The 25,907-nt window shown below is 40.6% G+C and carries 29 protein-coding genes and 1 pseudogene; 5 read left to right on the top strand and 25 right to left on the bottom strand.

Annotation, left to right across the window (positions count from 1 at the left end; translation table 11 throughout):
• Nucleotides 1-6: 6 nt before the first annotated feature.
• The 16 genes and pseudogenes from NSS87_RS14135 to NSS87_RS14060 form a co-directional block, all read right to left on the bottom strand.
• Nucleotides 7-489 carry a DUF2975 domain-containing protein gene (locus NSS87_RS14135; RefSeq protein ID WP_076298949.1) on the bottom strand — a complete coding sequence of 161 codons (483 nt, stop codon included), beginning with the start codon at nt 487-489 and terminating at the stop codon, nt 7-9.
• Nucleotides 490-709: 220 nt separating this feature from the next.
• Complete coding sequence (locus NSS87_RS14130) at nt 710-1,909, bottom strand: hypothetical protein (RefSeq protein WP_339247901.1); 1,200 nt, start codon at nt 1,907-1,909, stop codon at nt 710-712.
• A gap of 23 nt (nt 1,910-1,932) precedes the next feature.
• On the bottom strand, nt 1,933-2,778 hold the full coding sequence (locus NSS87_RS14125) for a hypothetical protein (RefSeq protein WP_339247899.1): 846 nt from the start codon (nt 2,776-2,778) through the stop codon (nt 1,933-1,935).
• Nucleotides 2,775-3,461, bottom strand: a complete 687-nt coding sequence (locus tag NSS87_RS14120) for an ABC transporter ATP-binding protein (RefSeq protein ID WP_042187925.1) — start codon at nt 3,459-3,461, stop codon at nt 2,775-2,777. The genes NSS87_RS14125 and NSS87_RS14120 overlap by 4 nt, the downstream gene beginning before the upstream one ends.
• The gene (locus NSS87_RS14115; RefSeq protein ID WP_042187923.1) at nt 3,458-3,868 is read right to left on the bottom strand and encodes a GntR family transcriptional regulator; all 411 of its coding nucleotides are present in this window, start codon (nt 3,866-3,868) and stop codon (nt 3,458-3,460) included. The genes NSS87_RS14120 and NSS87_RS14115 overlap by 4 nt, the downstream gene beginning before the upstream one ends.
• 280 nt (nt 3,869-4,148) lie before the next feature.
• A pseudogene (gene pgsA / locus NSS87_RS14110) lies at nt 4,149-4,700 on the bottom strand (CDP-diacylglycerol--glycerol-3-phosphate 3-phosphatidyltransferase).
• Nucleotides 4,697-5,347 carry a phosphoribulokinase gene (locus NSS87_RS14105; protein ID WP_339248567.1) on the bottom strand — a complete coding sequence of 217 codons (651 nt, stop codon included), beginning with the start codon at nt 5,345-5,347 and terminating at the stop codon, nt 4,697-4,699. The pseudogene pgsA and the gene NSS87_RS14105 overlap by 4 nt, the downstream one beginning before the upstream one ends.
• Entirely contained in the window at nt 5,340-5,426 is an 87-nt protein-coding gene (locus tag NSS87_RS14100; RefSeq protein ID WP_149644592.1) for a DUF3977 family protein, read from the bottom strand. The genes NSS87_RS14105 and NSS87_RS14100 overlap by 8 nt, the downstream gene beginning before the upstream one ends.
• A gap of 155 nt (nt 5,427-5,581) precedes the next feature.
• On the bottom strand, nt 5,582-6,238 hold the full coding sequence (locus NSS87_RS14095) for a CatB-related O-acetyltransferase (RefSeq protein ID WP_339247897.1): 657 nt from the start codon (nt 6,236-6,238) through the stop codon (nt 5,582-5,584).
• A gap of 174 nt (nt 6,239-6,412) precedes the next feature.
• On the bottom strand, nt 6,413-6,685 hold the full coding sequence (locus NSS87_RS14090) for a DUF2691 family protein (RefSeq protein ID WP_339248562.1): 273 nt from the start codon (nt 6,683-6,685) through the stop codon (nt 6,413-6,415).
• 99 nt (nt 6,686-6,784) lie between these two features.
• Nucleotides 6,785-8,281: a malate:quinone oxidoreductase gene (locus NSS87_RS14085; RefSeq protein ID WP_339247894.1), complete on the bottom strand. Its 1,497-nt coding sequence runs from the start codon at nt 8,279-8,281 to the stop codon at nt 6,785-6,787.
• Nucleotides 8,282-8,527: 246 nt separating this feature from the next.
• A complete protein-coding gene (locus tag NSS87_RS14080) occupies nt 8,528-8,788 on the bottom strand; it encodes a hypothetical protein (protein WP_076285831.1) in 261 nt (86 codons plus the stop codon).
• A 207-nt stretch (nt 8,789-8,995) separates the two neighbouring features.
• A complete protein-coding gene (locus NSS87_RS14075; RefSeq protein WP_339247891.1) occupies nt 8,996-9,997 on the bottom strand; it encodes a Gfo/Idh/MocA family oxidoreductase in 1,002 nt (333 codons plus the stop codon).
• A 30-nt stretch (nt 9,998-10,027) separates the two neighbouring features.
• On the bottom strand, nt 10,028-11,116 hold the full coding sequence (locus tag NSS87_RS14070) for a Gfo/Idh/MocA family oxidoreductase (protein ID WP_339247888.1): 1,089 nt from the start codon (nt 11,114-11,116) through the stop codon (nt 10,028-10,030).
• 30 nt (nt 11,117-11,146) lie between these two features.
• Entirely contained in the window at nt 11,147-11,908 is a 762-nt protein-coding gene (locus NSS87_RS14065; RefSeq protein ID WP_042187904.1) for a sugar phosphate isomerase/epimerase, read from the bottom strand.
• A gap of 24 nt (nt 11,909-11,932) precedes the next feature.
• Nucleotides 11,933-13,096: a Gfo/Idh/MocA family oxidoreductase gene (locus tag NSS87_RS14060; protein ID WP_339247885.1), complete on the bottom strand. Its 1,164-nt coding sequence runs from the start codon at nt 13,094-13,096 to the stop codon at nt 11,933-11,935.
• Between the two features lie 155 nt (nt 13,097-13,251).
• Between NSS87_RS14060 and NSS87_RS14055 the strand changes: the two genes are divergently transcribed.
• The 4 genes from NSS87_RS14055 (at nt 13,252) to NSS87_RS14040 (ending at nt 16,998) form a co-directional block, all read left to right on the top strand.
• Entirely contained in the window at nt 13,252-14,088 is an 837-nt protein-coding gene (locus tag NSS87_RS14055) for an AraC family transcriptional regulator (protein WP_339247883.1), read from the top strand.
• 78 nt (nt 14,089-14,166) lie between these two features.
• Nucleotides 14,167-14,598: a GNAT family N-acetyltransferase gene (locus NSS87_RS14050; RefSeq protein WP_339247880.1), complete on the top strand. Its 432-nt coding sequence runs from the start codon at nt 14,167-14,169 to the stop codon at nt 14,596-14,598.
• A 30-nt stretch (nt 14,599-14,628) separates the two neighbouring features.
• The gene (locus NSS87_RS14045; protein WP_339247878.1) at nt 14,629-15,519 is read left to right on the top strand and encodes a LysR substrate-binding domain-containing protein; all 891 of its coding nucleotides are present in this window, start codon (nt 14,629-14,631) and stop codon (nt 15,517-15,519) included.
• Between the two features lie 318 nt (nt 15,520-15,837).
• Nucleotides 15,838-16,998: an asparaginase gene (locus NSS87_RS14040; protein WP_339247876.1), complete on the top strand. Its 1,161-nt coding sequence runs from the start codon at nt 15,838-15,840 to the stop codon at nt 16,996-16,998.
• Between the two features lie 66 nt (nt 16,999-17,064).
• Here NSS87_RS14040 and NSS87_RS14035 read toward each other — a convergent pair whose 3' ends face one another.
• From NSS87_RS14035 to NSS87_RS14020, 4 genes are all read right to left on the bottom strand, one after another.
• Complete coding sequence (locus NSS87_RS14035) at nt 17,065-17,757, bottom strand: ABC transporter ATP-binding protein (protein ID WP_339247874.1); 693 nt, start codon at nt 17,755-17,757, stop codon at nt 17,065-17,067.
• Nucleotides 17,754-18,872 (bottom strand): ABC transporter permease, encoded by a 1,119-nt coding sequence (locus NSS87_RS14030; RefSeq protein WP_339247873.1) that lies wholly within the window; start codon nt 18,870-18,872, stop codon nt 17,754-17,756. The genes NSS87_RS14035 and NSS87_RS14030 overlap by 4 nt, the downstream gene beginning before the upstream one ends.
• A 69-nt stretch (nt 18,873-18,941) precedes the next feature.
• Nucleotides 18,942-20,318 carry a HAMP domain-containing sensor histidine kinase gene (locus NSS87_RS14025; RefSeq protein WP_339247871.1) on the bottom strand — a complete coding sequence of 459 codons (1,377 nt, stop codon included), beginning with the start codon at nt 20,316-20,318 and terminating at the stop codon, nt 18,942-18,944.
• Complete coding sequence (locus NSS87_RS14020; protein WP_042187886.1) at nt 20,315-20,992, bottom strand: response regulator transcription factor; 678 nt, start codon at nt 20,990-20,992, stop codon at nt 20,315-20,317. The genes NSS87_RS14025 and NSS87_RS14020 overlap by 4 nt, the downstream gene beginning before the upstream one ends.
• 144 nt (nt 20,993-21,136) lie before the next feature.
• Between NSS87_RS14020 and NSS87_RS14015 the strand changes: the two genes are divergently transcribed.
• On the top strand, nt 21,137-21,610 hold the full coding sequence (locus tag NSS87_RS14015) for a ferritin-like domain-containing protein (RefSeq protein ID WP_076286353.1): 474 nt from the start codon (nt 21,137-21,139) through the stop codon (nt 21,608-21,610).
• Between the two features lie 22 nt (nt 21,611-21,632).
• On the opposite strand, the gene NSS87_RS14010 is transcribed toward NSS87_RS14015, so the two are convergent.
• The 5 genes from NSS87_RS14010 to NSS87_RS13990 form a co-directional block, all read right to left on the bottom strand.
• Nucleotides 21,633-22,445 (bottom strand): SDR family oxidoreductase, encoded by an 813-nt coding sequence (locus tag NSS87_RS14010; protein WP_339247868.1) that lies wholly within the window; start codon nt 22,443-22,445, stop codon nt 21,633-21,635.
• Between the two features lie 52 nt (nt 22,446-22,497).
• A complete protein-coding gene (locus tag NSS87_RS14005; RefSeq protein ID WP_339247866.1) occupies nt 22,498-22,944 on the bottom strand; it encodes a MarR family transcriptional regulator in 447 nt (148 codons plus the stop codon).
• Nucleotides 22,945-23,091: 147 nt separating this feature from the next.
• A complete protein-coding gene (locus tag NSS87_RS14000) occupies nt 23,092-24,285 on the bottom strand; it encodes a metallophosphoesterase (protein ID WP_339247864.1) in 1,194 nt (397 codons plus the stop codon).
• A gap of 187 nt (nt 24,286-24,472) precedes the next feature.
• On the bottom strand, nt 24,473-24,883 hold the full coding sequence (locus NSS87_RS13995) for a bacteriohemerythrin (protein WP_339247861.1): 411 nt from the start codon (nt 24,881-24,883) through the stop codon (nt 24,473-24,475).
• A 142-nt stretch (nt 24,884-25,025) separates the two neighbouring features.
• Nucleotides 25,026-25,895 carry a cation diffusion facilitator family transporter gene (locus NSS87_RS13990; RefSeq protein WP_042187882.1) on the bottom strand — a complete coding sequence of 290 codons (870 nt, stop codon included), beginning with the start codon at nt 25,893-25,895 and terminating at the stop codon, nt 25,026-25,028.
• Nucleotides 25,896-25,907: the final 12 nt, after the last annotated feature.

Here is a 25,907-nt window from a genome sequence, read left to right as displayed (position 1 = left end):
TTCTCCTCAGACCGTTAAGTCATTTTCTGATTTTATATCAATAGCTTCCTTCAAAAGCTTTTGGAGCACCGCAGCAAACACTGCAATCACCATGGAAGCAAAAATCACAACCACCCCAATGACAATGAACCCTGGGGCATCATCTCTCTCCGCGACGAGATAGAAAAGGGGCAATCCCACTACATAAATTCCACTGATTGCAATTGCACAGTTCCTGATATTTTTTAATACCTTTACAGATAATTCTGAGAAAGCGTTGTTGTTGTCAATATACCCTAACAGTTTGATCGCTTGATACAATGCAAAGTAAAAAGGTATCGCCGATGCATACAAATCAATGTACAAGAGATATTTAATATAGGTTTGATCAGGGTATAATTCTGCTGCATAATTCGAAATCGCAGGCACAAAAATTATACACAAGGCAAGAACTGGAAGTCCAATAAGAACAACAGCTATCCTTAAAAAAAGCGTTGATCCAAGTTTCATAAAACACACCTCACAAAGTTATTTTCAAAATTGAATCTAACATATAGTTTATCGTTTTACAATATATTTTAATCGAAAAATAGTGTTTAATGACTGTTTTATATTTCACGACTAAAAAGGCCGAGCTAATCGACTATTAAAAGTCATTAGCCCGGCCTTTGTCACCTTTTTATATCTCTTTATGTCTCTTTATATCTAATTTTCTATTCTAAAAATAATTCTAGAACTGACCGAGATCGATAAAATTCAAATCCATGTTAGCTTCATCTTCAGCCTGCTTGGCGGCCTCTGTTGATATTACTTTTCCTTCGTACTCAAGGTTACCGCTTATCAAATTGAATACATATAGACGATTACCTTTGAAATTCTTATACCCCATAATATAGAGATGGTCTTGTTTAAAAGCATAGGTAATGTTTTCACTTAAATCTATATTTGTATTCTTCAGAGTAGTCTCATATTCTTTACTCACGAGATCGTAAGAAATAACAGTGAATCCTATATTTTCCTTACTCGATACAGCTTTTTGCAGGAAATAAATTTTCTGTCCATAGGCGTACATAATATTATTCAATAACATTTCATGCCCTTGGAATTTGAGTGGAGAGATTTGTCCTGTCTTAACATCCACTTGATATGCCTTTCTATGATTATCTCTACTAATCCTTAAAATCCATTGCTCAGTGTGCTCCAGATTTTGATTGGCTAGCCATGCATATTGAGTATCCCCGTCTGCCGCTACAGATTTACCACCTGGTAACGCGAGCGGCTCATTCTTAATCTCTTTTGTGGTTAGATTGACACGGAGGATCTGCGGTTCAGATACATAACCTTTGGCACTGTGATTCATAAACACCATAGCAACAAGCTGCTGATCAATAAGCTGTACATTTTGTACATACATATCTGAAATATCATGATCTACATTGATATCGGATGTGATTTCCAGCGTATTGTTCTTTTCCTTGTTAAGCACAGAAATACTGAGCTTAGCATTCTTCTTCGCTGATGAATCATTTGATCGCTTCGTATCTACTGTCGCCTTAACATAAGCAAGCATTTCCTCATTCTCATAGAAACCAGATGTGTTTGTCTTACCGCGCATGAACTGACGATGCTCTTCAATCCACTGATCCAATTGCGTTTTCATTGGTCTTCGATTTAAGCTTTGGCTAATCGCAGACTTTTCATCTGGATAATCTGTACCATTTGTCGTGATATAAGCTCGTTTGATGCCAAAAGTACTATCCTTAATCATGTAGTTTCCGTATACAGCTATACCTTCAACGAGGGAAGCATCCCCTTGAACCGTCGTCAGCTTATAATTAGGTGGTGTCTCTTGTGAAGCTTGTACATAATACGTCCCGATTGTAACGACAGCGAACACTACAAGAACGGCGGTAACCATATATTTTCTCATTCCTTAACTTCCATCCCCTTCAATTAAACCGATATTTTCTTACGCAATAGATACAAGCTGTACCAAAGTGAACCTCCAACAATGATCACTATTAATCCGAGACAAACGCCTATGATTTCACCTGGATAGAAGTAGCTATCGTAACTGTTATAACCCATAAGAAATGGTATTAAGGCTAGTCCAGCCAGAACCGCTAAATATAGTACGATAAAGCCAATCCCTTTCAGTCTGTAGCTCCGCTCGATTAGAATCACTGTGAACAAAACAATCAAGCCAATAATGCCCAGTCCATAGTATAGTACAAACTCAGAAAAGTAGGGCGGAACCAGAACTTTAAGCACAGTAGGATACTTCAAAAAATCAAATACCGAGATGTTCCGATATATTTCAGCAGGAAGAATCGACTGTGCTATCAAACGCTCCAGTGGAACAAGGAGAATTTGCAGGGCGACAAATCCAAATGCGAATAACAAGATCGTAACCAGCTTGGCAAAATACAAATTCGCCCGATTGGATGGCAACGTGAGCAGGCGATATACTACCGTATTTTTACCTCTCCAGTCACGGTACCAGATGAAGCAGCTATATATTAGCAACACTGTGATGCTCAAAAATATGGGTCCGAAATATAGAAGTCCATTATAGCGAGCATACATCATACTGTTTAGCTGAATATATCCAGTCACATTGTGATATTGCTCAAGGGTCCATTGATTCACTCTCATTGCCTCATTCGCAGAATCCAGCCAATGATTAGCACCGATGGTGACTGCTACAAGTTGCAAGGCGACTGTCAGCACGATGAGTCCAAAATATATTTTGGCAAATCGGTTCAATTCAAAATTCAATAGCTTCACAAAGGCTCTCATTTCTTGTACACCTCTCTCATTACGTCCGTAATGGACTTACCTTCCTGCTCACGTACTTCTTCACAGTAGAATTCACGTTCTACCTTCCCATGTTGTAGCAAGACCGCTTTATCAATTAAATGCTCAATATCGTTAATTTCATGAGTTGTAATAATCACACCACGATCCTCGATCAATTCACTCGTGAACACATCAGTAATTTGCTCGCGGCTGAACATATCAATCCCCGAGAACGGTTCGTCCATTAGGATGTAATCACAATCCAAGGCAAGTCCGAGCAACAAATTTAACTTTGCAGCCATCCCCTTCGACAATGAAGACACGCGATCTTTTGAACTCAACTGGAAGAACTTAAGCAATTCCTCTGCACGTTCAGCGTTCCAATTCCGATAAAAATCAGCCATAAAGCTGAAGCAATCAGCAATTCGCATATTGGAGGGCATCGTTAACGAATCTGGAATAAAAGTCATTTTCTCATACATCGCAGGTGTTAGTGATGCATTATCGATTAAGACTTCACCTTTGTATGGTGTCAGTCCCATGATGGACTTCAGCACCGTTGACTTTCCGGCACCATTGATTCCGATCAGGCAGGTGATCTCTCCCTTGGCAGCAGTGAAGCTAACGCCATTTAGTACCTTCTTGAATCCGTAATTCTTCACCATCTGATTCACTTGGATCATCTTGTGTCACCACCCTCTGGAGATCGCTCTGATGTATATTTTGTCTTTATGATGTCTACCAGTTCTTCAACTGGAATTTGAATATTCCGAATGGAACCGATGAATATATCCACTGCACTTTCGATTAATTCAGCACGAATCGAGCTTAGTATTTGCTGATCCTGTGTAATTCGACTTGGGGAATTTCCTTCTGTTACGATCAAACCCTGTTCCTCCATTTCCTTATATGCCTTCTGTGCCGTGTTCGCATTAATCTTCATTACTGATGCCAGCTCACGACGTGAAGGAATCTTGTCTCCTGCTCCGATTTGCCCTGTAGCAATCTGTTCTTTAAAGTAACGGACAACTTGAATATATACCGGTTCTCGAATATTAAAGCTGACACCTGATTTTTGTTCTTCTGTCATACAACCAACTCCATATACTAAGTGTGTGTACTAAGTGGTTCATACATCTTATTTATGTACTATACGTGTAATACACTTTTGTGTCAATAGTTCAGATTTGAGCTTAGACTTGGCATACACACGCAAGGGAAATGGGTTTATTTAAAGTAAACTCATAAATATATTGACGTTATTAAGTAAAAAGCACGAGGATATACATAAAATAAAGGCGAATTCTTACTCGAAATGGAGTGAGAATTCGCCTTTATCTAATTGTTATTCAGCAACCTTTTTATCGAGCTCATGCTTCTAATTTTAAAAAACGATAGTTATTTCTTATGTAGTTAAATCCTGAATAGATAGTTATGACTAGTGAAATATAGATTAGGATTTGATCGATAGGTATATTCGTAAAAAGGGTGAATGGATGGTTTGTAAACATAACTGCAGTAATTGCTACAACTTGCGATACCATTTTAATTTTTCCGTATCGATCAGCTTGCAACACTATTTTCTGAGTGACAGCAACAAGTCTAATCCCTGTAATGATCACTTCCCTCGCTACAATAACTAAAGCAACCCATGCGTATAACATCTGCTAACTTACCAGTAGAATCAACGCAGCAGAAATGAGCAACTTATCCGCTAATGGATCAAGTAACTTTCCAAGGTTCGTAACCTGATTATACTTCCTAGCAATATAACCATCTAGTTTGTCAGTGGCTGAAGCGAGTAAAAAAACAATAGTTGCATAATAAATCCCCTCTGGCCAATCAGGATATTTTGAGAAAAGTACTATAAAGATGGGGATTAATAATATTCTGGCGATTGTTACTTTATTTGCAAGATTCATAATTTCCTCCTGAATTCATTTTCAAGAATATAACCTTCATTGGAATTTTTTATAATAATATCAAAGTTTCGATGAAAAGGATGCATAAATAACTCATATTGAATTCTACGGTCTTCATGAGATTTCCTTAAATATTTGATGTCCGTTCCTCTTTCAGAGACATCACGTATACTCCTTCTCATCAATTCAGTGTCTCCATCCGTATATAAGTACACCTTCAGATCAAACAAATTCGGGTCTGCAAAAGCAACGCTCATGCCCTCTACAATATTCACTCTGTTTTGTGAAGCTATCAATGTACTCTTTAAATAATTGGTGTCTATTGTATAAAATTCTAAACCATCTCGCATCATTCGGATGTCTCTCTCTAGAGCAGATATATTATGAGCAGAAGGATGACAAGCTGTCATTTTATTACGATGACGTTCATTGTTATAATCATAATCGATTACAGTGTACTTTCTAAGATGAGAGCCGATAATATAGGGATCAGTATTCATATAATTCACCTTCTCATGACCCAGAAGCTTTAAAAGATTATGGGCAAATGTTGTCTTTCCAGATGCACCATGACCCGAAATCCCAATAGTAACTCTTTTTTCCTTACTGCTTATCAAATTGGCTATTTCATTTAATATTTTATCCATAGTTTCCACTTCCATCCTCCAACTCCGTTTCGGTTCTAATAAACCATGTATTGCCTAGACCAAATTCAATATATTTCATATATCTAGCACACTTTCCTCCCAAGAGATTAGATGAGCCCATTCATATTATCATACTAATTAGGATTAATCTGGTAAATAACAATTATTGTTAAACTACCTTAACTGATAAAAGAACAGGCTGCCGAATATTTGCGGCAGCCTGTTGTGATTGTGTTATGATTTTATTTCTCTTAGATAAAACTCATATAATTGATCAATCGATGAACTTGAAAAGATAGGCGTAGCTTGTTCAATTTTCTCACGTTTCCAATCAAACCAACGCATTTCCTTTAACTTTTCGATTTCACGATCTGTAAATCGTTTTCTAATCTCTTTAGCAGGATTGCCACCTACTATTGTATATGGTGGAACGTCTTTTACAACAACCGAGCCTGCCGCAACAATAGCACCTTCACCTATTTTCACACCTGGCATAATCATTGCATTCATCCCAATCCAAGCATCACTTTCTATGATCGTATCACCTTTAGGTACGTAAGAGGTTTCAATCTGGTCCACAAAAGGATACACGGTAATCCATTCAGGATGATGATTGTGATTTCCACCCATTAAAATAATTACACCACTTGCAATACAAACATAATTTCCTATAATCAATTTATCTAAATGCCACCCAAAATCTTCGATCGGGTTAAATAACTTTCTTGACGGTTCGTCTCCCCAAAGATATCTGACGCACCCGTCTTCAAAATGATGACTATCGTAATAACCAGAGTAGTACGAGTAATCCCCTACCTCAATCATTGGGTTGGTGACAATATCCTTTAAATACTTCGTTTCTGACCAGTGGTTAAACAGCTGTTGTTTCATTATTTTCCCTCGCTTCTAAGTAATTTATAGCATTTATACTTAGAAGCTTGATACAGTAGCGACATTCTTAAACCGTTTCAAACGACGAACCATCGTCCTCATCCTTTTCCTAATTGATGGGGTCATTGTAACAAATGAATGATTTATTCGTCAAATCAACCTTACGGTTTCCTTCTACCATACTGATAATCTTGTTCTGAAGTCATTCTCATTCGTAATGTACTGAACATCTTCATATCCATTTGAAATTGCGTTATGGCACAGCGCTTCAAGCTTTCCTTGGTCTTTACAATAAACTGTAGCATATTCACTATCGACGACTAAAAGTACAAGCTGGCAATCACTATTTAAGAACTCCTCATAGGTCTGAACATCAATTACATCCTTCTCTCGTAGAAAAGCCTTGAAGTTCGCAAAGATGATATAGTATTCGTTATTCTCCAACAGTTCTTTCAGGACTAAACAAAAAACCTATGAATGAAATCCATAGGCTTTCTTGAAGAAAATCTCTGTCAATTATCATACTTTCGAGCGATTGATCATTACTTAACTATGCACTCGCTCTTTTCCACCTAGACCCAATGTAGTTGCCGTTAATGTGTGCACTTCTTGCAAAAGCTCTGGATTTTCCAGTAGTGATAAGCCATAAGAAGGAATCATTTCTTTAATTTTCGGTTCCCACTCTTTTATATGCTGAGGGAAACATTTATTAAGTACTTCAAGCATCACATGAACAGCCGTAGAAGCACCTGGGGAAGCCCCAAGCAATGCTGCAATCGAACCATCTGCGGCGCTAATTACCTCTGTACCGAATTGAAGGATACCTTTGCCATCCTCTGTATCTTTGATTACCTGTACGCGTTGGCCTGCTACAACTAGATCCCAATCCTCTATTTTGGCATTCGGGATAAACTCTCGTAATTCCTCCATGCGTTTTTCTTTCGATAACAACACTTGCTCGATCAGGTATTTGGTCAAAGACATGTTCTTTGCACCTGCAGATAACATCGTTAGGAGATTATCCGGTTTTACGGAAGTGATCAAATCAAACATTGAACCGGTTTTTAAAAATTTTGGTGAGAAGCCAGCAAACGGTCCAAATAACAACGATTTTTTGTTGTCAATAAATCTAGTATCCAGATGCGGAACAGACATTGGAGGCGCTCCAACCTTAGCTTTACCGTATACTTTTGCATGATGCTGGGCTATAACTTCTGGTTTATTACACACCATAAATATTCCACTTACCGGGAATCCGCCAATATGTTTCCCTTCAGGAATACCGGATTTTTGCAGGATATGCAAGCTTCCTCCCCCGCCACCAACAAAGACAAATTTTGCAGTGTGGTGTTCAATAGTACCGCTGTCGTTCTTCACTCTCAAGTCCCACGACCCATCGCTAGTACGTTTGATTCCATCCACACTATGTTTATAATGGAGATCTACATTCTTACTCTTTAAGTGATCAAATAACATACGCGTTAAAGCACCAAAGTTAACATCTGTGCCTGAGCCGATTTTTGTTGCTGCTATAGGTTCATTCGATGGACGATTTTGTATAATAAGCGGTATCCATTCCATTAATTTGCTAGAGTCATCGGAAAATTCCATTCCTTGGAACAAAGGATTTTTTGATAGCGCTTCAAATCTTCTCTTCAAAAAAGCTACATTCTTCTCCCCTAGTACCAAACTCATATGGGGCAAGGGCATGATAAAGTCCTGAGGATTATGTATCAACCTACGATTTACCAAATAAGACCAAAATTGCATTGAAAGTTGAAACTGTTCATTAATTTGGATGGCTTTACTTATATCTACAGTTCCGTCGGATTTTTCGACAGTGTAGTTAAGCTCGCAGAGCGCCGCATGTCCAGTTCCTGCATTATTCCATTCATTAGAGCTTTCCTCACCTGCATTTTCGAGCTTTTCAAACACTTTAATCTTCCAATCCGGCACTAATTCTTTTAAAAGTGTTCCTAAAGTCGCACTCATGATTCCAGCACCAATTAAAATGACGTCTGTTTCAGTTGCACTTTTGCCCATTATTACCATCCTTATCCCCTGAATTTTGCAGAAAGGATGTGGGCGCTCCTTCTTAGGCGTCACACCTTTTCTGTCTCAATTATACCCTTATCCGAGTGTATTACAATTATTTATAAATTTAATATCTACTATTATATGAAAAAAATAAATTATTTAAAAGCTTGCAAAAAAGAGAGAAATAAGTCCTCCAGGTTAAGGAACTTATGCTACAGCCATAAACCCGCTTCTTGCAAGGATTAATAACAGTTAAGCATTATAAATAAAATAAATGAACATACCGCCCGCAGCAGCAAGATCAACAATTGCCCATAAGAAGCTTTTTCGAATTAGCATGAGTAAAGCAGCAATTACACTAACAAAACAAGCAATGAGCATAATAAAAAAGGTGGTGAATAATCCACCAGAAAGAAACATCAGTACGTATAATATGACAAAGATAAAAACAATGGTCTGCACAATGGAAATTAGCTTGGTGTTCGTTCTAATGTTCAGTAGTATTTTCTCCATATTGTATGCACCCTCCAGATATCTTGCTGTTAATAACCTATACTTACTTTAGATTATTCCACTAAGGAGAATTAATCAAATCCATCTTCCTCTGCAAGTCGTAGTCTTCTTAGTGTTTAACCAAATGCGGGAAGTCCCTAAACACGAAAAAGCTGCCTCATTCGTAGATAAATCTACATATGGAACAGCCTTAGCTATATTTATGACTTATTTGTTCCTCTGCGATGAGCTATAAATACGCTTCACCAGTTCCAGCGCCTTTATCCCCTCAGGACCATCCAGCCAAAACTTTGATCCACTGAAAATATGGTCATAGAAGTCCTCAATTAGTCTCTTATGCCCAGTCCCCCAATACGATTTGCCTTCCGCAGGACTGAAAATAGGCTCACAAACCAAGGTTTCCTTCCCATCTTTCCAAAGATATAAGTGCTCTCGACGGAGGTTAAGCGCCCCCTCTTCAAAAACTAGCTCCAACTCCACCGGAGAGTTCTCAAGATAGGTATTCGTGCCATAAAACAGCCCGCGAGCATTATTGACAAAATCGATACAAGCATGGGCAGTATCTTCTACTTCAATGACGCCATCAAGCACATCCGTGGTAATACTGCCTTTCACGGATTTAATCTCACCCCCATACCACTGTAGTAAATCCAAGGTATGAATGGTCTGATTAATTAGAACACCTCCGCCTTCCGTGGACCACCTTCCTCTCCAATTGCTATCTTTGTAGTAACTTTCGTTTCGATGCCAGGTTACGACACCTTTCATACAAAGCAGTTTCCCTAAATCACCAGAATCTATAGTCTTCTTAATATAAACGGAAGCATCATTATAACGATTCTGGAACACCACACCAAGCTGGCCGGAGCTCACTTGCGCTGCTTCCAGCATGCGCATGGCTGAAGGAAGGTCAACGGCGATTGGCTTTTCAGTTAACACATGCTTCCCCGCACGTAATAGCTCTTCAGCCATTTCTGCATGAAGATGATGAGGTGTACAGAGATGAACAACATCAATACGATTATCATTTAATATTTCTCTATAATCATCAGTGGCATCGCAGGCATATTCTATTCCCTCTCGTGTAGCTTTATCAGCATCAATATCTACAACTAGAAGTAGATTTACATCTTTTATTGCTGATATCGCTTTAGCATGGAGAGGAAATATCGCCCCGCAGCCAATAATCGCTACTCCAAGTTTGTTCATCTTTACCACCTCCATTCATTATTCCATTCGCTATTTTAGTTGATTAGGAGTTAGATTCATCGCTTGGGCTTGAGCCTTCAAACATAGTTCAGCAGCTTTGAAGACATGTGCTTGAGTCATGGACAGCTCCGTCCGGTTCAGACAATCGAGGATAAGTTCACCAAAGAACGGAAATCCAACCTTTCCAGCTACATGTTCGTAATGCTCCCCTTCCCCGTTCACCCAGTACACATGATCTGGTGTATTTGAACGCCCGATATCGCTGTATTTGCGCAGTTCAATGTACCCTTCAGTTCCCATGATCATTGTACGTCCATCTCCCCAGGTTCCGAGTCCGTCTGGCGTAAACCAATCTACACGGAAGTATTGGGTTGCCCCATTGTCCCCAACAAGCGTCGCATCACCGAAGTCCTCTAATTCAGGGTAAGACGAATGATTATAATTAGCTACCTTACTGTGAACAACTGAAGCATCCTGACAATCTGTATAATACAAAAATTGTTCAATTTGGTGGCTGCCAATATCGCATAGAATTCCGCCATATTTCTCCCGCTCAAAAAACCATTCTGGACGGCTAGATGCATTTAAACGATGCGGCCCTAATCCAATGACTTGAAGAACACGACCAATAGCCCCCTGACGGATCAACTGTCCCGCATAGATTGCGCTTTCAACATGAAGACGCTCACTATAGTAAACCATATACTTCTGATTGGTTGCTGCGACCATAGCTCTAGCATCATCCAGTTGTTCAAGTGTTGTAAAAGGGGTTTTATCCGTAAAATAATCCTTCCCGTGAGCCATGACCTTATTTCCTAAGGGGCCTCGTTCTGAAGGAATAGCTGCCGCTGCAACTAAGCGAACTTCTGGATCTTCCAATATTTCATCCATAGACTCAGCAGCCCTAACTCCAGGATATTTGGCTATGAATGCTCTAATTTTCTCTTCATCCGGATCATATACCCATTTCAGTTCTGCACCAGCCTCAACCAGCCCATTACACATCCCGTAAATATGACCGTGATCGAGTGCAATAGCTGCGATGATGAATTCACCTGGCTTCACTACAGGTTTAGCTTCATATGTGGGTGCATAGGTCATCCCATCTATTCTATTCATCAGAATCCTCCTAATGGTTTCTTATCGATTCTATAATAAGCTAATGAGATAGCGCAGGCTCATCTCTAAGCTCTCAAAAGGATCACGTCTACAAACATCCTGCTCCACTACGTACCATTCAACACCCGTCTCACGACAAGTAGCAATGATCTCCGCATAGTTCATGTTTCCTTCGCCTATTTCAGCAAAAACCTGTTTTCTATCAACTATCGCCATATCCTTTAAATGTACAACCTGCATTCTGCCTTCAACTTTACGTATCCATTCTTCCGGACTCGCGCCACCTGCCTGCACCCAATATAAATCAAGTATGAAACCAACTGATGGATCAGTCTCATTGAGCAGTACTTCCATTCCAGTAGTACCTTCAAAGCGTTCAAATTCAAAATCATGATTATGATAAACAAATTGCAGACCGTGTTGTTCTTTTAATATTATTGCAATTTCAGATATCAATTTCGCAAAGTTCCGGTAGCTTTCAAGTCCCGTACGAAATTCTTCTGGTAAACTTCCAAGTCCAATATATTTGCAATTCCACAGCTTATGCTCTGCGGCAAGCGCATCCAGATCATTCACTAACCGATCCCAGGACACATGGGTCGCACATATAGCCAGCCCCGCTTCATCCGCATATTCTTTAACGAGCATCGGATTAATCGGTCCAATGGATGAAATCTGAATGCTCTCATAACCCATTGCCGATACCTTTTGAAAAGTTGATCTTAAATCCTCCGCAGTTTGAGTATAATCACGTAACGTGTACATTTGAGCCGCAATCATCGAACGTTTCATAGGATTCAACCTCTCTCTTTCGATTTAATGAGTTCCTTTAACATTCAATGTTTTAGATTCTGAGGTTTCCTTTTGGAAAGTCGAGTTTTTTACTTTTTCCATCAGCTTATCGTAGAATAAATCCGAATCTATCGGAAGCTCCACCCAATTGTCCGTCCAAGCCGATAAATACATGGCATTTGAAAGGGTTAGCCCCTTAATCCCTTCCTCCCCGGGAGCAAGTAATGCCTCATCATGCAAAATGGCATTCGTAAAGTTCCGTAGAATTCCTTTATGCTGCTCCCCTCCGCAATCTTGTACAGGTATCTCACATTTCCAACATTCCGGACTACCGAAACCTCCCGTAAACTCTGCGTTGAACTGCGGCTCTGGTGTACGTAAACGCCAAAAGGTTAGCTTCCCGTCTTCCACTACGATTTTTCCATTATCGCCATTGATTTCAAAACGATTAGTTCCCGGTGCCTCTCCAGTTGTAGTAATAAACAGACCTGTAGCGCCATTCTCGTATTCCACATAAGCGGTTACATCATCTTCAACCTCAATGTTACGATATTTTCCAAAGTGGCAAAATGCTCTTATCCGCTTCGGCATCATGCCTGTCGTCCATTGCCATAAATCTAGCTGATGAGGATCTTGATTAAGCAATACCCCGCCACCTTCACCCGCCCATGTCGCCCGCCAGCCACCAGAATTATAGTAGTTCTGCGATCTATACCAGTCGGTGATAATCCAATTCGTCCGGCGGATCTCACCTAACTCACCAGACTGAATAAGATCTCTCAGCTTCTGATACAAAGGATTAGTACGCTGATTGTACATGATTCCAAATTTGCGGTCAGACTGTGCTGCAGCATCGTTCATCTGTTGAACAGCTTTCGTATAAACACCTGCAGGCTTCTCCACAAGTACATGATAACCATGCTGAAAAGCTTCGATTGCAAGTGTAGGATGATCATAATGCGGAGTACAGATTAATACCGCATCCATGATACGTGACTCGAATAATTCCTTCGGCGTAGAATATTTCATAACATTCTCAGGTAACTGCTCTTCAGCCCATTTCAAACGCTCTTCTCTTATATCACATACGGCTGTAAGCTCAGCCCCCTTAATCTCACTCAGCAGACTTTGCGCATGTGCGGCTCCCATATTTCCAATACCAATAATCCCATAACGAACTGTACCCATCTCTGATCACTTCCTTATTAATGGTTATGGTTAGAGGATATACTTTATTTAAGGACATGAACATGATCGAAATTAAGAACTATTTGTATTTGAGTAAGATGTTTTAGTTAAATGAAACCGTTATAATGAGGATACAAAAGATTTAAAGGAGTTAAATGATGAACAATTCAGGGAACTTATCAGGACGTCTCCTGCAGAATCTCAAGGTTACTGTGACCCATGCCCAACTTAGTAATAGATATCCCGGATGGAACCGCACGCTGGAAACCCCCGCTTTTAATCGGCTTTATTTTATTGATGGGGGTGAGGGGAAAGTAATTATAAACGGGATTACCTACTACCCGAAGCCAGGTCAGATAATGATCATGCCTGCGGGGAGCACACAAACTACCGAAACTTCTATCGATGATCCATATATCCGTTATTACTGCCACTTTGATGCTGACATTGGAGAATGGCCCTTATTCCATGCGGAGAAAAAATTATACATCTGTGATTCGCCTAATCCAGATTCAATAAGGGCAATTTTCGTAGAGATGATCGAACAATTTCAAAAGGACGATGTCTTATCTATCCTTCGCACACAGGCTTGTTTGCTTAATCTCATTGCCACTTGTCTTGAATCGAGCGACAGTAGTCATACAGATTTTATGACGCAATTCATACACACCGGAGACCATGGTAAGCTGGCTCATGTGCTCCATTACATCGATAATTGTCTAAATAAGCCCATAGAGATTGATGAACTAGCAGAGCTTGTCCACCTGCACCCGAACTATTTTATACCTTATTTCAAAAGATTCATGGGGGTGACTCCAATGGCCTATGTTCAATTGAAACGTATGGAGCACGCTAAAAGACAGCTTTCTTACACAGATTACAGCATTTCAGATATTGCGGAACAAGTCGGGATGGAATTGGCTCATTTCTCTAAATATTTCAAAAAGACGATGGGTCTATCCCCATCCACTTATCGAAATAGTACGAAGTAATTCACATAGAGATGTTCCTCTGAATGAGATGAACTATAATAAAAAACAGCATGAAACAACATTTTTTTAAGGTGGCGGATGATCATACATATTAGGACAGCTTCATTTAGCGACACACAAGATATTGCAAAACTATCCAGTGAGCTCGGATATCCTTTAAATATCGAACAGCTAGCAGATAGACTTCAAGATATCAGAAATCGTAAAGATCATGTTATTTATGTAGCAGAGTCGGATAGGCAATTAATAGGATGGATTCATGCCAGTGTGCGAATGTTAATTGAATCTCCACCCTTTGTTGAGATTGGTGGTTTAGTGGTCGATCAGCAACATCGCGGAGTAGGAACCGGTAAACAACTTGTTGAAGCCTGTGAACGCTGGGCAGCACAAATTGGAGTGAACAAATTAAGAGTTCGTACAAACCAAACTAGAGAAGATGCCGTACGGTTCTACACACGAATTGGATTCTCACAGAAGAAGGCTCAGTTCGTACTTGATAAGATAATTTAATACATTTGGGACTTTCAGAGAGGGATTTTTATGATTGTTGATACATTACGGGTATTCGTTACTGTAGCTGAGCAAAGCCATTTCTCTAAAGCAGGAGAATTACTGAATCTATCTCAACCCGGTGTCAGTCTACATATCCGGAATCTTGAGAATGAACTAGGCGCAAAGCTTCTACACCGATCTCCGAAACAAGTAAAATTAACCGAAGCAGGTACAATACTTTATAATCACGCCAAACAAATTTTAGCCCACTTCGAAGAAGCTCATCAGGAAATACAAATGCTACAGGATGAGGTTACTGGCAGTATACATATTGGTGCGAGCTTTACGATTGGAGAGTATATATTACCTTCAAGACTTGCGGAATTTGCAAATCAATACCCACAAGTCAAGCTTCAGGTGACGATCGGTAATACTGAAGAAATTATTGCTGGGGTAAGAGCCAATGAATTGGATATTGGGTTTATCGAAGGAGAAGCCCATGAGAATGATCTGATCGTTACACCTTACATGAAGGACGAGATGATTATGGTCTCCCCGGCCAACCACCCTTTGTCAACAATAGTCTCTGTGGAGCAAGGGATGCTACAAAATCAGGTTTGGGTTCTGCGAGAGCTTGGCTCTGGAACGCGTGCTTTCAGTGATCATTTCATTCAAGAAGAAGAGATTTCTGTCAAAAGATCCTATGTCTTCAACAGTAGTCAAGGAGTTAAGGAAGCCGTTGCCTCCGGTTTGGGAATCGCGATGCTCTCCAGATGGATTGTGCGCAAAGAATTAGCAAGTGGTGAAATCTGTGAGCTTCCCATCCGACATCATCATCTTGAAAGACAATTCTCCATCATTCGCCATAAAGAAAGCTCCTCCTCCATGGCTACCCATGTCTTTATTCAAAAACTACTTGTCTCTAGAAAAGATAAATAGTCAGGTAAATCCAATTACTATGCCGGTCAATCTCCTAAAGATTGTCCGGCATTCTGTTATTTATTCATCTCTATTATTATGTAATAAAATATAACATTAATATTATATTTCACTTTAATAATAATATAATAAAATTCATAGTATACACAAGAAATCAATAGATATCCTTTATTAATAGTGTATTTAAGCGTTTTATTAATATGTTAGCAAACTTGTCATTATAATATATTCATAGATATAATCCAATCATGAATCACGTTTATGTAATATAAAATAACATAAACGTGAGAATACATAATCAAATGGGAGGTTACATCTATGAATGGATTACAATCAATGCTCGCCAAAACTACTGTTGCCGCAGGACTCTCTTTCACTCTACTCTTCTCTGCTACAACAATGCTTCCCGTTTCTACCACTTACGCCGCTGAGGTTACCCAAACGATTGAAGGAACGGTTAAGCTTCCAAAGGTCCAAGTCATAGCAACCGGTGGAACTATTGCCGGTAAATCTGTGGATGAGACCAGCTTCCAGAACTATAAAGCCGGGACTTTGTTAATGGAAGATATGGTTAAAGCACTGCCTAACCTTAAAAAGTTCGCCGATGTAACTAGCTATCAATTTGGGAATGCAGGCTCCGGCTCGTATACCATGCAACAACTATTCGATCTCTCCTTAAAAGTAGATAAAGCACTAGAAACCCAAGATGGCATCGTTGTTACTACAGGTACGGATACGATGGAGGAAATTGCATATTTCCTTGATCTTACAGTGCGTAGCTCCAAACCTGTCGTAGTAACTGGCTCTATGCGTCCATGGACAGTTATCGGAAGTGACGCTCAGGCCAATCTATTTAACGCTATTAAACTAGCAGCTAGCGGAAAGACGAAATATTACGGTACTGTGCTCATGCTAAATGACGAGATTCATACGGCTAGAGAGGTTACCAAGACGAATGCCTATCGTACAGACACTTTTGAATCTCCACAACTAGGAATCCTCGGATATATCGATGAGAATAATATAAGAATTTATCGGGCGAATTCCAGAGCACTATTGACTGCTGACAAATGGGCAACGCCATTCGATCTAACGAAGATTAAGAGCAGTGATATGCCTAAGGTAGAGATAGCTTATGCTTATCAAGATGCCGGTTCTGGGGCAATTACAGGTTTTGTTCAAGATGGAGCAAAAGGTATTGTAATTTCAGGAACAGGGGCTGGCGGCGTATCTAAAGCTATGGGAGAAGCCCGTACGAAAGCTATTAAGGAAAACGGAGTTATCTTCGTGTCTACCACCCGTACGGGTTCCGGTTCCAACTATGCTTCAAGTGACGGCATAATTGCCGGAGATAATCTGAACGCAGCTCATGCCCGAATTCTATTAGAGCTGGCACTGTCATTCAGCAGTGATTTCAACACGATTAAAGGCTGGTTTGACACATATGGCTCAGGCCAAGTCACCATAGCTGACAAATAAGAACAAACCATTGTTCACACACCAAAAAAACGATTCATGCCATAAATAGCATGAATCGTTTTTTTACTAAATTTTGCTTAACTCATGTTCAACTAAATGTCCATCTTCCAGATGCAGCACTCGATCACACCATTCGAGCATCCGTTCATCATGAGTGACCATTACCGCAGCTTTACCCTCATTCTTTACTTCTTCAGCAATCATTTGCACAACTTCTCTACCTCTTTTGAAATCCAAACTCGCTGTTGGTTCATCAGCAAACAAGATGGCGGGTTTATTCATCCAAGCTCTTGCGATAGCTACACGTTGCTTCTCCCCGCCTGATAGTTGCTCAGGGTAATGGTTTCGACGTTTCCAGATATCCAGACGCTTCATCAAATCAGCTGCCCGTTCCTTAGCTTCTTTAGAACTCATCTTCCCCTGTTTAGCTACAAAGAGAAGCTGCTCTTCTACCTTCAAGTAGGGCAATAGCTGTGCGCTTTGGAACATAAAGCCTATCTTCTCTAATCGCAGCTCAGTCAGCTCACTTTTACTTTTATCTGTAAGAGATTCTCCGTCTATAAAAATTTCACCACTGGTTGGCGTAAGAAGCGCCCCCGCTGCTGATAGGAATGTACTCTTCCCTGTTCCAGAAGGTCCAAGGACAGCAACGAATTCCCCTTCATTGACTATAAGATTCAAATTGTTCAGAACAGATACCGTTGTATCGCCGTCTCCGTAGGTCTTGGTTACTTGCTTCATCAATAATTTCGCACTCATGCTCCAGCCCTCCCAATTGCTTCTAATGCATCTACTTTTGCCACTTTAGCGACAGAAATAAGTGATCCTAAAAGAGACATCCCCACGAACAAGCCGCTGGTTAATAGAATCGTAGAAGGTTCCAGTTGGAACGGCATAGTGTCTGGTAGTACCTGATTCATTCCAAAGGTTAGCAGCAAGCTAATGCTTAGACTTGCAATAGCCAATATCATGACCTGCCCTACAACGCTCCAAGCCAAGTAAGACATTTTTGTACCCATGGCTTTCAGAATTCCAAACTGGCTTGTTTTCTGAATTGTAATGACATAGAAGAATACAGCCAGAACAAAACCAGCGATTACGAACAGGAAGGCAATCATCATAAGCAGTGAACCTTGTTCTGATGAATAACCTGGAATATTAGAGATCGCTTCTTTTTGCGTAATTACTTCCACATTTTCCGTACTAGCAGAGATCTTATCCACTTGCCCTGCGTTTGCATTAAGCGCAATTACATTAAAAGGCGCTCCAGATGTAGCCTCACTACCTTGATTAACACCTTGTCTCATTTCCTGCCAATCTTTATTGTTAATATAGACTACTGGGGTATGGCTGTATGAGCTATTCTCAACATATCCTGTAACTTTAAATTCCTTTCCAGTTGCCTGATCTTGGATCGTGCTACCAATCTTAATGCCCGACTGTTCCAAGTCACGATCAACGATGACACTTCCCTGCGTATCATTCGTAATCTTATCACCTTCAATCACTTTTGGAGCCAGTAAACCGTTCATATCCACTGCGAAAAAAGTTACGTCTGCTTTAGTATCCGTATCGTTCGTAGTCACTGTACTCATCTGTAGAGCGAGTGAAGAGGCATTATTATCTCCTACTACTGCTCGAACACTATTAAGCTCCGTATCCGTTAACTGAGAACGTCTAAACGTCTGATCCGCATCCTTCTGCACCACGTAATAGTTTGCCGGCATATTCTCTATTGCTGAGATATTAGCATACGCTAATCCTCTGGCCAGCCCCGTTACGAAAAGTACAAGAAAGGAAACCAATAACATGATTACCATTATTAACAGGTATCTGGCTTTAGAATGTCGCATTTCTCTTAAGGCTAGAAACATATTACCACTCCTTCTAATCTGTATAGTCACAGTTTAGAAGATGAAAATGAACGGAGTATGAATAACGAGTTACAAAAGCGGAAGAGTTACAGTAAAGGTCGTGCCTTTGCCAACTGTACTGGATACTTCTATGGTTCCGTTATGTGTCTCTACAATTTTTTGCGTAATCGCCAGCCCAAGACCGCTACTATGCGTTTCTCGTGTACGTGCCCGGTCGACTTTATAAAAACGGTCAAAGATGAGTGGTAATTCCTCAGCAGGAATACCATCCCCAGTATCCGAAAAGGTTACTACACAGTTCCCTTCGTCAAGCTTTGCGGAAATCATAATAGATCCCTCAGCGGGTGTATATTTGATAGCATTAGTAATGAGGTTCATCCACACCTGATACAATAGATTGGAATCGCCATGTACGCTAATGTCCGCAAGACTTAAACGAACCGCTAATTGCTTCTCTGTTAATCTCCACTCCATGATTTGTACAACCTGCCGAAGCTGTGCACGCAAATCTATAGGTTTCTTCTGCAAGGAATTCGGATCATAATCGAGGGAAGATAACGTTAGCAGCTGTTTACTAAGCATCGATAGACGATGGCTTTCTTGATCAATAATATTGAGGTACTCTATACGTTCATCCTCTGGTAATGTAGGATCTTTAAGGGTTTGGGCAAATCCTTGAATAGAAGTTAATGGCGATTCGATTTCATGAGACACATTCGCAACAAACTCTTGACGCGCACGATTGGTCCGTTCCAGCTCACGACTCATAATCATAAAGTGTGAGGCTAACTGGCCAATCTCATCCCGGCGCCAAGTATTTAATTTAATATCATATCTACCTTTTGAAATCCGTTTAGTTGCCGTTGTCAAACGTGTAATGGGTCTGACCACATGCAGTACGCTGATCATGACGAATCCTAGACTGAATAACACGGTAAAACCGATGATGACAGCAAAAAACACGCGCAGTTCACCGAACTGAACCTCTGCATCCGGCCGCATGAATAACGCAAAAGTCTCATTATTGACTTCAATAGGTACGCCTATCGTATTGCGTAATTGATTGTCAAAAAAACCTGTAATAAATGCGCTGTCAGGAAACTCAGCAACACCGTGATACACTTGTCCATTCAGGACCTTCTCTAATTGTTGCGGATCTAAGTCCTCTTTCCGAAATGGCTTGCCGTAAAATCGGGATTGACCCTCTACATTGGTTAAATAGATCTTATATCCCAGTACAGCTACACTTCGCAGGTAATCCTCCATAGATTCCGGGTGAGATTCTGCAAACTGCTGGATATCAATGGCCATCCCCGTAAGCTTCGCATCGTTCTGCGATTTAATCTGAGCTTGATAATAAATATTAGATACCAAGAAGCCGAGAAGGCTGCTCACCACAATGGCCGAGCAAAAGAGAATGCACATTCTCACATACAAAGACTTCACGAGCTCACCATCTCCAATTTATATCCAATTCCCCGTACCGTCCGAATCACAAAGTCATTCTGATAATCCAAAAATCGTTGACGCAATCGCTTGATATGTACATCCACCGTACGTTCATCACCTTCATAATCCATTCCCCATACTAGTTCAATCAGCTCACTGCGTGAATACAGTCTTCCTGGATATTGTGCCAGTTGCGCGAGCAGTTCAAATTCCTTTACCGGTAACAGTAGTACTTCATCACCATCAGTGATCTCATAATTTTTACGATCAATAACTAGTGAATTTAAACGAATCCGATCATCCGAAGCGATGGAATAACGCCGAAATAAAGCTTTGATCCGAAACAACAATTCTTCCGGCTCAAAAGGTTTCGTTACATAATCATCTGTCCCCCGCAGATAGCCTTGTTCTTTATCACTTAGCTGTTGCCGGGCTGTTAACAAAATGATCGGTATATCATACGTTTCTCTTATATGCTGGCATAGCTCCAACCCATCCACATGCGGCATCATCACATCCACAACGGCTAAGTCCGCAATGCTTTCTTTCAGTTTATGTATCGCGTCCCGGCCATCGCTTGCCTCCATTACTTGGTAACCTTCTCTGGTCAATACATGCTTTAATAATGTACGAATATTACTATCGTCATCTGCTACTAAAATCTTTTTCATCGTTTACACTCCCTGAATAACGGATGAACCCATAGTATCAACTTTAAAGGGTTAGAACAACTAAAGAACCGAAAGAGACCATTTTGGGCATTCGTACATATACTACTCTAATAATAACGAACGAATCAGGAGGTAATAAGAACTATGAATTGGACTCCTTTATCTCAGAATAGATCTGATTTCAAACCTATCTGGGCAACCTCTCTTCCTCAAGCATTAAATTTAATCAAAGAAGCTGTGCAAGGTGAACGAAATGATGAGCTTTTCTATGATGAACTTATCAAACTGGCCCCAAATTCCGAGCAAGCCTCCATCATCACCTCAATACGAGATGACGAACGGGGTCACAACTCCATGTTCCGCGGGATGTTCAAAGAAATTACGGGTCAAGATATCACTGGAATTAGTAGTGAACAATATCAACGGATCAGTTCCTATGAAGAAGGTTTAGAAAAAGCACTCCAAGGTGAACTGGCTGCAGTCGAAAAGTATCGCAAAATATGGTTTGGTCTGCCTGTTGGAGTATACCGCGATACTGTTTATGGGATTATATTAGATGAATTAAAACATGCCAGTAAATATAATTATTTACTTACTTTAGATCGAACCACTATATAGTTGAATTAGTCAGAGTCATTATTTAAACCTGAAGGAAAGTGATTATACTTTCCTTCAAAGAGGTAACAGGCCGTCCCATTAGTCTCTCCATATCTTTTGAAGTAGAAGCTGTATCTATCTTCCCGAGGAATGAATAAATCCAGTGCTGAATGCTTGAATCCTGCCGATGAACGATTCTTTTTCCTGTCAGCTCGGATAATACCTCCGTTAGTTCGCTGAAGTCCCAAGAGCGCGGTGCGGTTAATTCATAAATCTGATTAATATGACCAGTAGTTGTAAGCACGACCGCCGTAGCTAAAGCGAGATCCTTTCGTGTCACCGAATTAAATAGCCAGTTCCCAGGATAGGTGATTAACTCACCGCTTTGGATCGCCTCTTTCAGCCCTAGTACATCTACAAAATCCATATACAAAGCGTTGCGTAGAAATGTATAGTCAATACCTGATTTAAGAATCATCTGCTCTGTAAGTAAGTGAACATGATTAGCTGGAATTTGTCCTTTAGGTGGAAATGCGAAGCTTGTATACAGCAAATGCTTCACCCCTGCCTTTGATGCTACATGAATAACCTCAGAATGTTGAGTTAATCTGACGTTATCATCGGGATGTGAACTAGAGATGAATAATAGCTCTGCTACACCTGTAAAAGCTTGAATTAGAGTATCAGGCTGATCATAATCGCCAAAGCGAATCTCAACCCCTTTTTCCAAAAGATCATTTGCTTTCTCCGGATCACGAACACATGCGATAATCTCACCTGCCGGCACAAACTGAAGAAGATTGTCTATAATCAAACTTCCTAATTGACCAGTAGCCCCAGTAACCATAATTGACATAACACCCCAACCTTTCTGTTCCATATTTTCGAGACCACAACATTATTTATATTTAGCCATTGCTAAGCTTTTCTAATAAAACGATGAGTTGCCGAAGCTCTTGTTCATCCAGACCCTGCATACGTTCAGCGACCGCTTGACGATTTCCGGGAAGATGCTCCAAAAGTAATCGTTGTCCTTCACCCGTAATTGAAATAACGCTTTTTCTACCATCCTGAGTATGGTTCGAGCGGGTAATCCAACCATCTTTCTCCAGGGGTATCAGCAACAGACTAATATTTGCTTTGGTAACCCCAATATTTTGAGCCAATGTAGAAGGTAAAATCGTTCCGCCCTGTTTAGATATTTCTACTAGGATACGAATTCTTGCGCCATTTAATCCTTTCGACTGCCAATATTTATCAGAGACAGAAACTAAGCTTGCAGTAGTATCAACTAAAGTGAAAAATGCCTGAGTATGTAGCGGCTGATTCAATACCAACGGTTGTAAATGATCCATCTTAGATTTTTCAACTCCAATTTAGTTAAGTGCTTAACTATTTTAAACCATACTACAAGCTCTACTAATTGTCAAAAAAAAGAAGCTGCCTCAGCTCGCAGAAAAATTCTACGGATTCGGGCAGCCTCATATCATTAAAGATTTCTTTTAGATTAACACCGTCTTTGTAGACACGGCTTCTTCACTGTATTGTTTAGTCCCTTCTAACACCACTTCAAGCTTAATGATCTCCGAACGGCTGGCTAAACGGATTGGAGGTCCCCAGGTCCCATATCCAGAGGAAACAACGACATGCAATTTATCCTTGCGGAGGTAGCCCCAGTCTAGTTCGAACAACCGCTTGGTGATCCAGTGATTAGGAGCAATCTGTCCACGGTGCGTATGACCTGAGAGTAGAATATCTACGCCTTCTTGGGCAGCGACATCAAATCCGGTAGGCTGATGATCCATCATGATCACAGGACGCGTCAGATCGAGGCCATTCAATAAGGAGTTCACGCTTAATCTACCTCCGGCTTCCATCGTCTCGGCAGTCTTATCTTTTCGACCTACAATATAAGTTCCCGCCACTTCTTCAACCTCATCCTGTAGGACTTTAATGCCTATGCTACTCATTAAATCGGTATATTCCTTAATCGAACCACCGTAATATTCGTGATTGCCCAGTACCGCGTAGACCCCATGGCGTGCTTTTAGCTGCTTTAGCTGTTCACTCATACCATTGCGAATAAAAGGCTCAATACTATCGTCAAGTACATCCCCAGCCAGCAAAATCACATCAGGCTTCATAGCATTCATTTGAGCAACCATTTTTTTGAGATGCCGATTGCCGACGATATTTCCTAAATGCAGATCGGATGCAACCGCGATGGTAAGTGGCGTACTAGTTCCGATAGATTTATCAATGGGAATAGGATGGGTACGAACTACTGTACTCCAAGCGTTGATCGAACCCCAGACTAGAAAAACAACCAGTAATATTAGCAATGTACCACCCGCTTCTGAGACGTAGTGCGTTCGATCGACACCCATCCAGCCCAGCAGCACATATAACAGATCAGCTAATGGCAACATGATAATAGCGAATTCCATGCAAGCTAGATAATACGACCCAATCACCTTAAAGAATCTGGCTAACGGCTTCACTATTGTAGGCCACGGTATCATTCCAACGACATACGCAAAGGCAACAAGCAGGAATAATGTCCAGAACAGAACAGAGGAAGCACCTGAGAACCATTCATGGACAAGCAGCCAACCGTGATACCCAATGTAAAAATTAACAAGGCCCAGAATAAGCAGCATTGCAAACCCTGAAGCTAACATTCGTAATGTTTTCATCGTTCCACTCCCCTTTACCATACTAACTCTATACGTCTTATCTCAAATCATAACACAAACCGTTAACCCAGTATAAATTACGATGCTGTCTTCGGAAAATGGATCAAATAACGTACTACAATTCTTTATCACATTCCCCGTCAAAAAAAAGAAAATGCCCGTCGGCATCTTCGTTGGAGGTCTTCAATTATACTGCTCTATCCCGCGTGGCCATACATTCGCCAATTAGCTTATCGCATTTATTAATGTGATTCAGAAGCCAATCGGTTAACGTACGGTTAAGCTTAATCGTCGAGAGAACGGAGACTCCCTTGGTTTTAATCGTTTCTTCTAATTCAAGAACGGCTTTCACAAAATTAGTGTGCGTCTTGCGATGTTCCGCCAATTCAGGAAAATCGATCTCTTCCATCAATTGCTCTTCATTGCTAAAATGCTCGATGGTATATTCCTTCAAGAATTTGAGCGTTTCTTCGATCTTCTCTTTCCCCTGCTGCTTACTGCAAGCATCAAAAAATTCATTCAATTTCGCCAGCAACTGTCTGTGCTGACAGTCTATTTTCTCAACACCGATATCATAAGAATCCTTCCATTCAATCACGAAATCACCATTCCATTTCCTGAAATTAACATATCGATAAATACAACTAATTCTCCACCTTTCCGCACAAAAGATCTATTAACAACATCACAGGAAAAATCCCATATCCATCCAAGGGAAAGTCACAATTCATTGTCCGTTTCTACTTCATTACAGGTTCTATGTGGACAAGCACATTTGAAACTTGGTGCCGATCTTTCAATTGTTCTTCGATTTCTTCCGTAATATCATGGCTCTGCACCACACTAAGCTCGGAATCTACTAATACAGTTGTATCTACTAGTACGTTATTTCCGTGGATGCGAGCTTTAATATCTTTAATGGATTGCACACCGTCAATTTCAGCAACGGTTTCTTTCATGAGTTCAAGCTCTTCCGCATCAAAACCATCCGTTAAATCATGTGTAGCTTTACTAAAGATATCCCATGCCGTCTTGCAGATAATCAGGCCGACAATAATCGCTGTAAGCGGATCAAGCCATGGAATTCCAAATCCAGAAGCCACAATTCCGACAAAAGCACCTATGCTAACTAAAGCATCTGATCGATTATCTAGTGCTACTGCTCGCATAGCGTTACTATTAATAGAGCGGGCCAGTCTAATGTTATACATATATACGCCCATCATTATCACAGCACAAAAAACTGCCGTCCAGGCTGCTATAAGATCTGGACTTTCCAGTTCGGGTTGAATAAATTTGTTCACGCCCTGGTACAGCACTTGAAGCCCTACAACGATCATAATAAATGAAGCAATTAAGGATGCCACGGTCTCTGCTCTGAAATGCCCGTAGCTATGATTGGAATCCGGCGGTCTCCTGGAGATCTTAAGACCGATTAGTATGGCGATAGAAGCGATAATATCAGTACTGTTGTTCAGGCCATCTGCAAGCAGCGCTTGAGATCCCGCGACCGTACCAATAAACAGTTTGATGGCGGACAGGAATATGTAGGCAACTATGCTTAGCCATGCTCCTTTTTCACCTTGTTTGATGTCGTTGTAATTTTCCAAAAAAAAGAACCC

Origin of the sequence: Paenibacillus sp. FSL F4-0243, assembly GCF_037963295.1 — a bacterium.
In the GTDB taxonomy this organism is placed as follows: Bacteria; Bacillota; Bacilli; order Paenibacillales; family Paenibacillaceae; genus Paenibacillus_AQ.
This window is presented reverse-complemented; position numbering and strand designations above follow the sequence as displayed.

Bases quoted from the DNA above. Each gene is read 5' to 3' on its own strand.
- NSS87_RS14015 (WP_076286353.1), top strand. From the start codon at position 21,137: ATGAATTGGACTCCTTTATCTCAGAATAGATCTGATTTCAAACCTATC.
- NSS87_RS14105 (WP_339248567.1), bottom strand. From the start codon at position 5,347: ATGGATAAAATATTAAATGAAATAGCCAATTTGATAAGCAGTAAGGAA.
- NSS87_RS14100 (WP_149644592.1), bottom strand. From the start codon at position 5,426: ATGAAATATATTGAATTTGGTCTAGGCAATACATGGTTTATTAGAACC.
- NSS87_RS14075 (WP_339247891.1), bottom strand. From the start codon at position 9,997: ATGAACAAACTTGGAGTAGCGATTATTGGCTGCGGGGCGATATTTCCT.
- NSS87_RS14030 (WP_339247873.1), bottom strand. From the start codon at position 18,872: ATGTTTCTAGCCTTAAGAGAAATGCGACATTCTAAAGCCAGATACCTG.
- NSS87_RS14055 (WP_339247883.1), top strand. From the start codon at position 13,252: ATGATGAACAATTCAGGGAACTTATCAGGACGTCTCCTGCAGAATCTC.
- NSS87_RS14065 (WP_042187904.1), bottom strand. From the start codon at position 11,908: ATGAAACGTTCGATGATTGCGGCTCAAATGTACACGTTACGTGATTAT.
- NSS87_RS14120 (WP_042187925.1), bottom strand. From the start codon at position 3,461: ATGATCCAAGTGAATCAGATGGTGAAGAATTACGGATTCAAGAAGGTA.
- NSS87_RS14130 (WP_339247901.1), bottom strand. From the start codon at position 1,909: ATGAGAAAATATATGGTTACCGCCGTTCTTGTAGTGTTCGCTGTCGTT.
- NSS87_RS14115 (WP_042187923.1), bottom strand. From the start codon at position 3,868: ATGACAGAAGAACAAAAATCAGGTGTCAGCTTTAATATTCGAGAACCG.
- NSS87_RS14045 (WP_339247878.1), top strand. From the start codon at position 14,629: ATGATTGTTGATACATTACGGGTATTCGTTACTGTAGCTGAGCAAAGC.
- NSS87_RS14135 (WP_076298949.1), bottom strand. From the start codon at position 489: ATGAAACTTGGATCAACGCTTTTTTTAAGGATAGCTGTTGTTCTTATT.
- NSS87_RS14095 (WP_339247897.1), bottom strand. From the start codon at position 6,238: ATGAAACAACAGCTGTTTAACCACTGGTCAGAAACGAAGTATTTAAAG.
- NSS87_RS14085 (WP_339247894.1), bottom strand. From the start codon at position 8,281: ATGGGCAAAAGTGCAACTGAAACAGACGTCATTTTAATTGGTGCTGGA.
- NSS87_RS14060 (WP_339247885.1), bottom strand. From the start codon at position 13,096: ATGGGTACAGTTCGTTATGGGATTATTGGTATTGGAAATATGGGAGCC.
- NSS87_RS14005 (WP_339247866.1), bottom strand. From the start codon at position 22,944: ATGGATCATTTACAACCGTTGGTATTGAATCAGCCGCTACATACTCAG.
- NSS87_RS14040 (WP_339247876.1), top strand. From the start codon at position 15,838: ATGAATGGATTACAATCAATGCTCGCCAAAACTACTGTTGCCGCAGGA.
- NSS87_RS14020 (WP_042187886.1), bottom strand. From the start codon at position 20,992: ATGAAAAAGATTTTAGTAGCAGATGACGATAGTAATATTCGTACATTA.
- NSS87_RS14125 (WP_339247899.1), bottom strand. From the start codon at position 2,778: ATGAGAGCCTTTGTGAAGCTATTGAATTTTGAATTGAACCGATTTGCC.
- NSS87_RS14010 (WP_339247868.1), bottom strand. From the start codon at position 22,445: ATGTCAATTATGGTTACTGGGGCTACTGGTCAATTAGGAAGTTTGATT.
- NSS87_RS14035 (WP_339247874.1), bottom strand. From the start codon at position 17,757: ATGAGTGCGAAATTATTGATGAAGCAAGTAACCAAGACCTACGGAGAC.
- NSS87_RS14080 (WP_076285831.1), bottom strand. From the start codon at position 8,788: ATGGAGAAAATACTACTGAACATTAGAACGAACACCAAGCTAATTTCC.
- NSS87_RS14000 (WP_339247864.1), bottom strand. From the start codon at position 24,285: ATGAAAACATTACGAATGTTAGCTTCAGGGTTTGCAATGCTGCTTATT.
- NSS87_RS14050 (WP_339247880.1), top strand. From the start codon at position 14,167: ATGATCATACATATTAGGACAGCTTCATTTAGCGACACACAAGATATT.
- NSS87_RS14070 (WP_339247888.1), bottom strand. From the start codon at position 11,116: ATGAATAGAATAGATGGGATGACCTATGCACCCACATATGAAGCTAAA.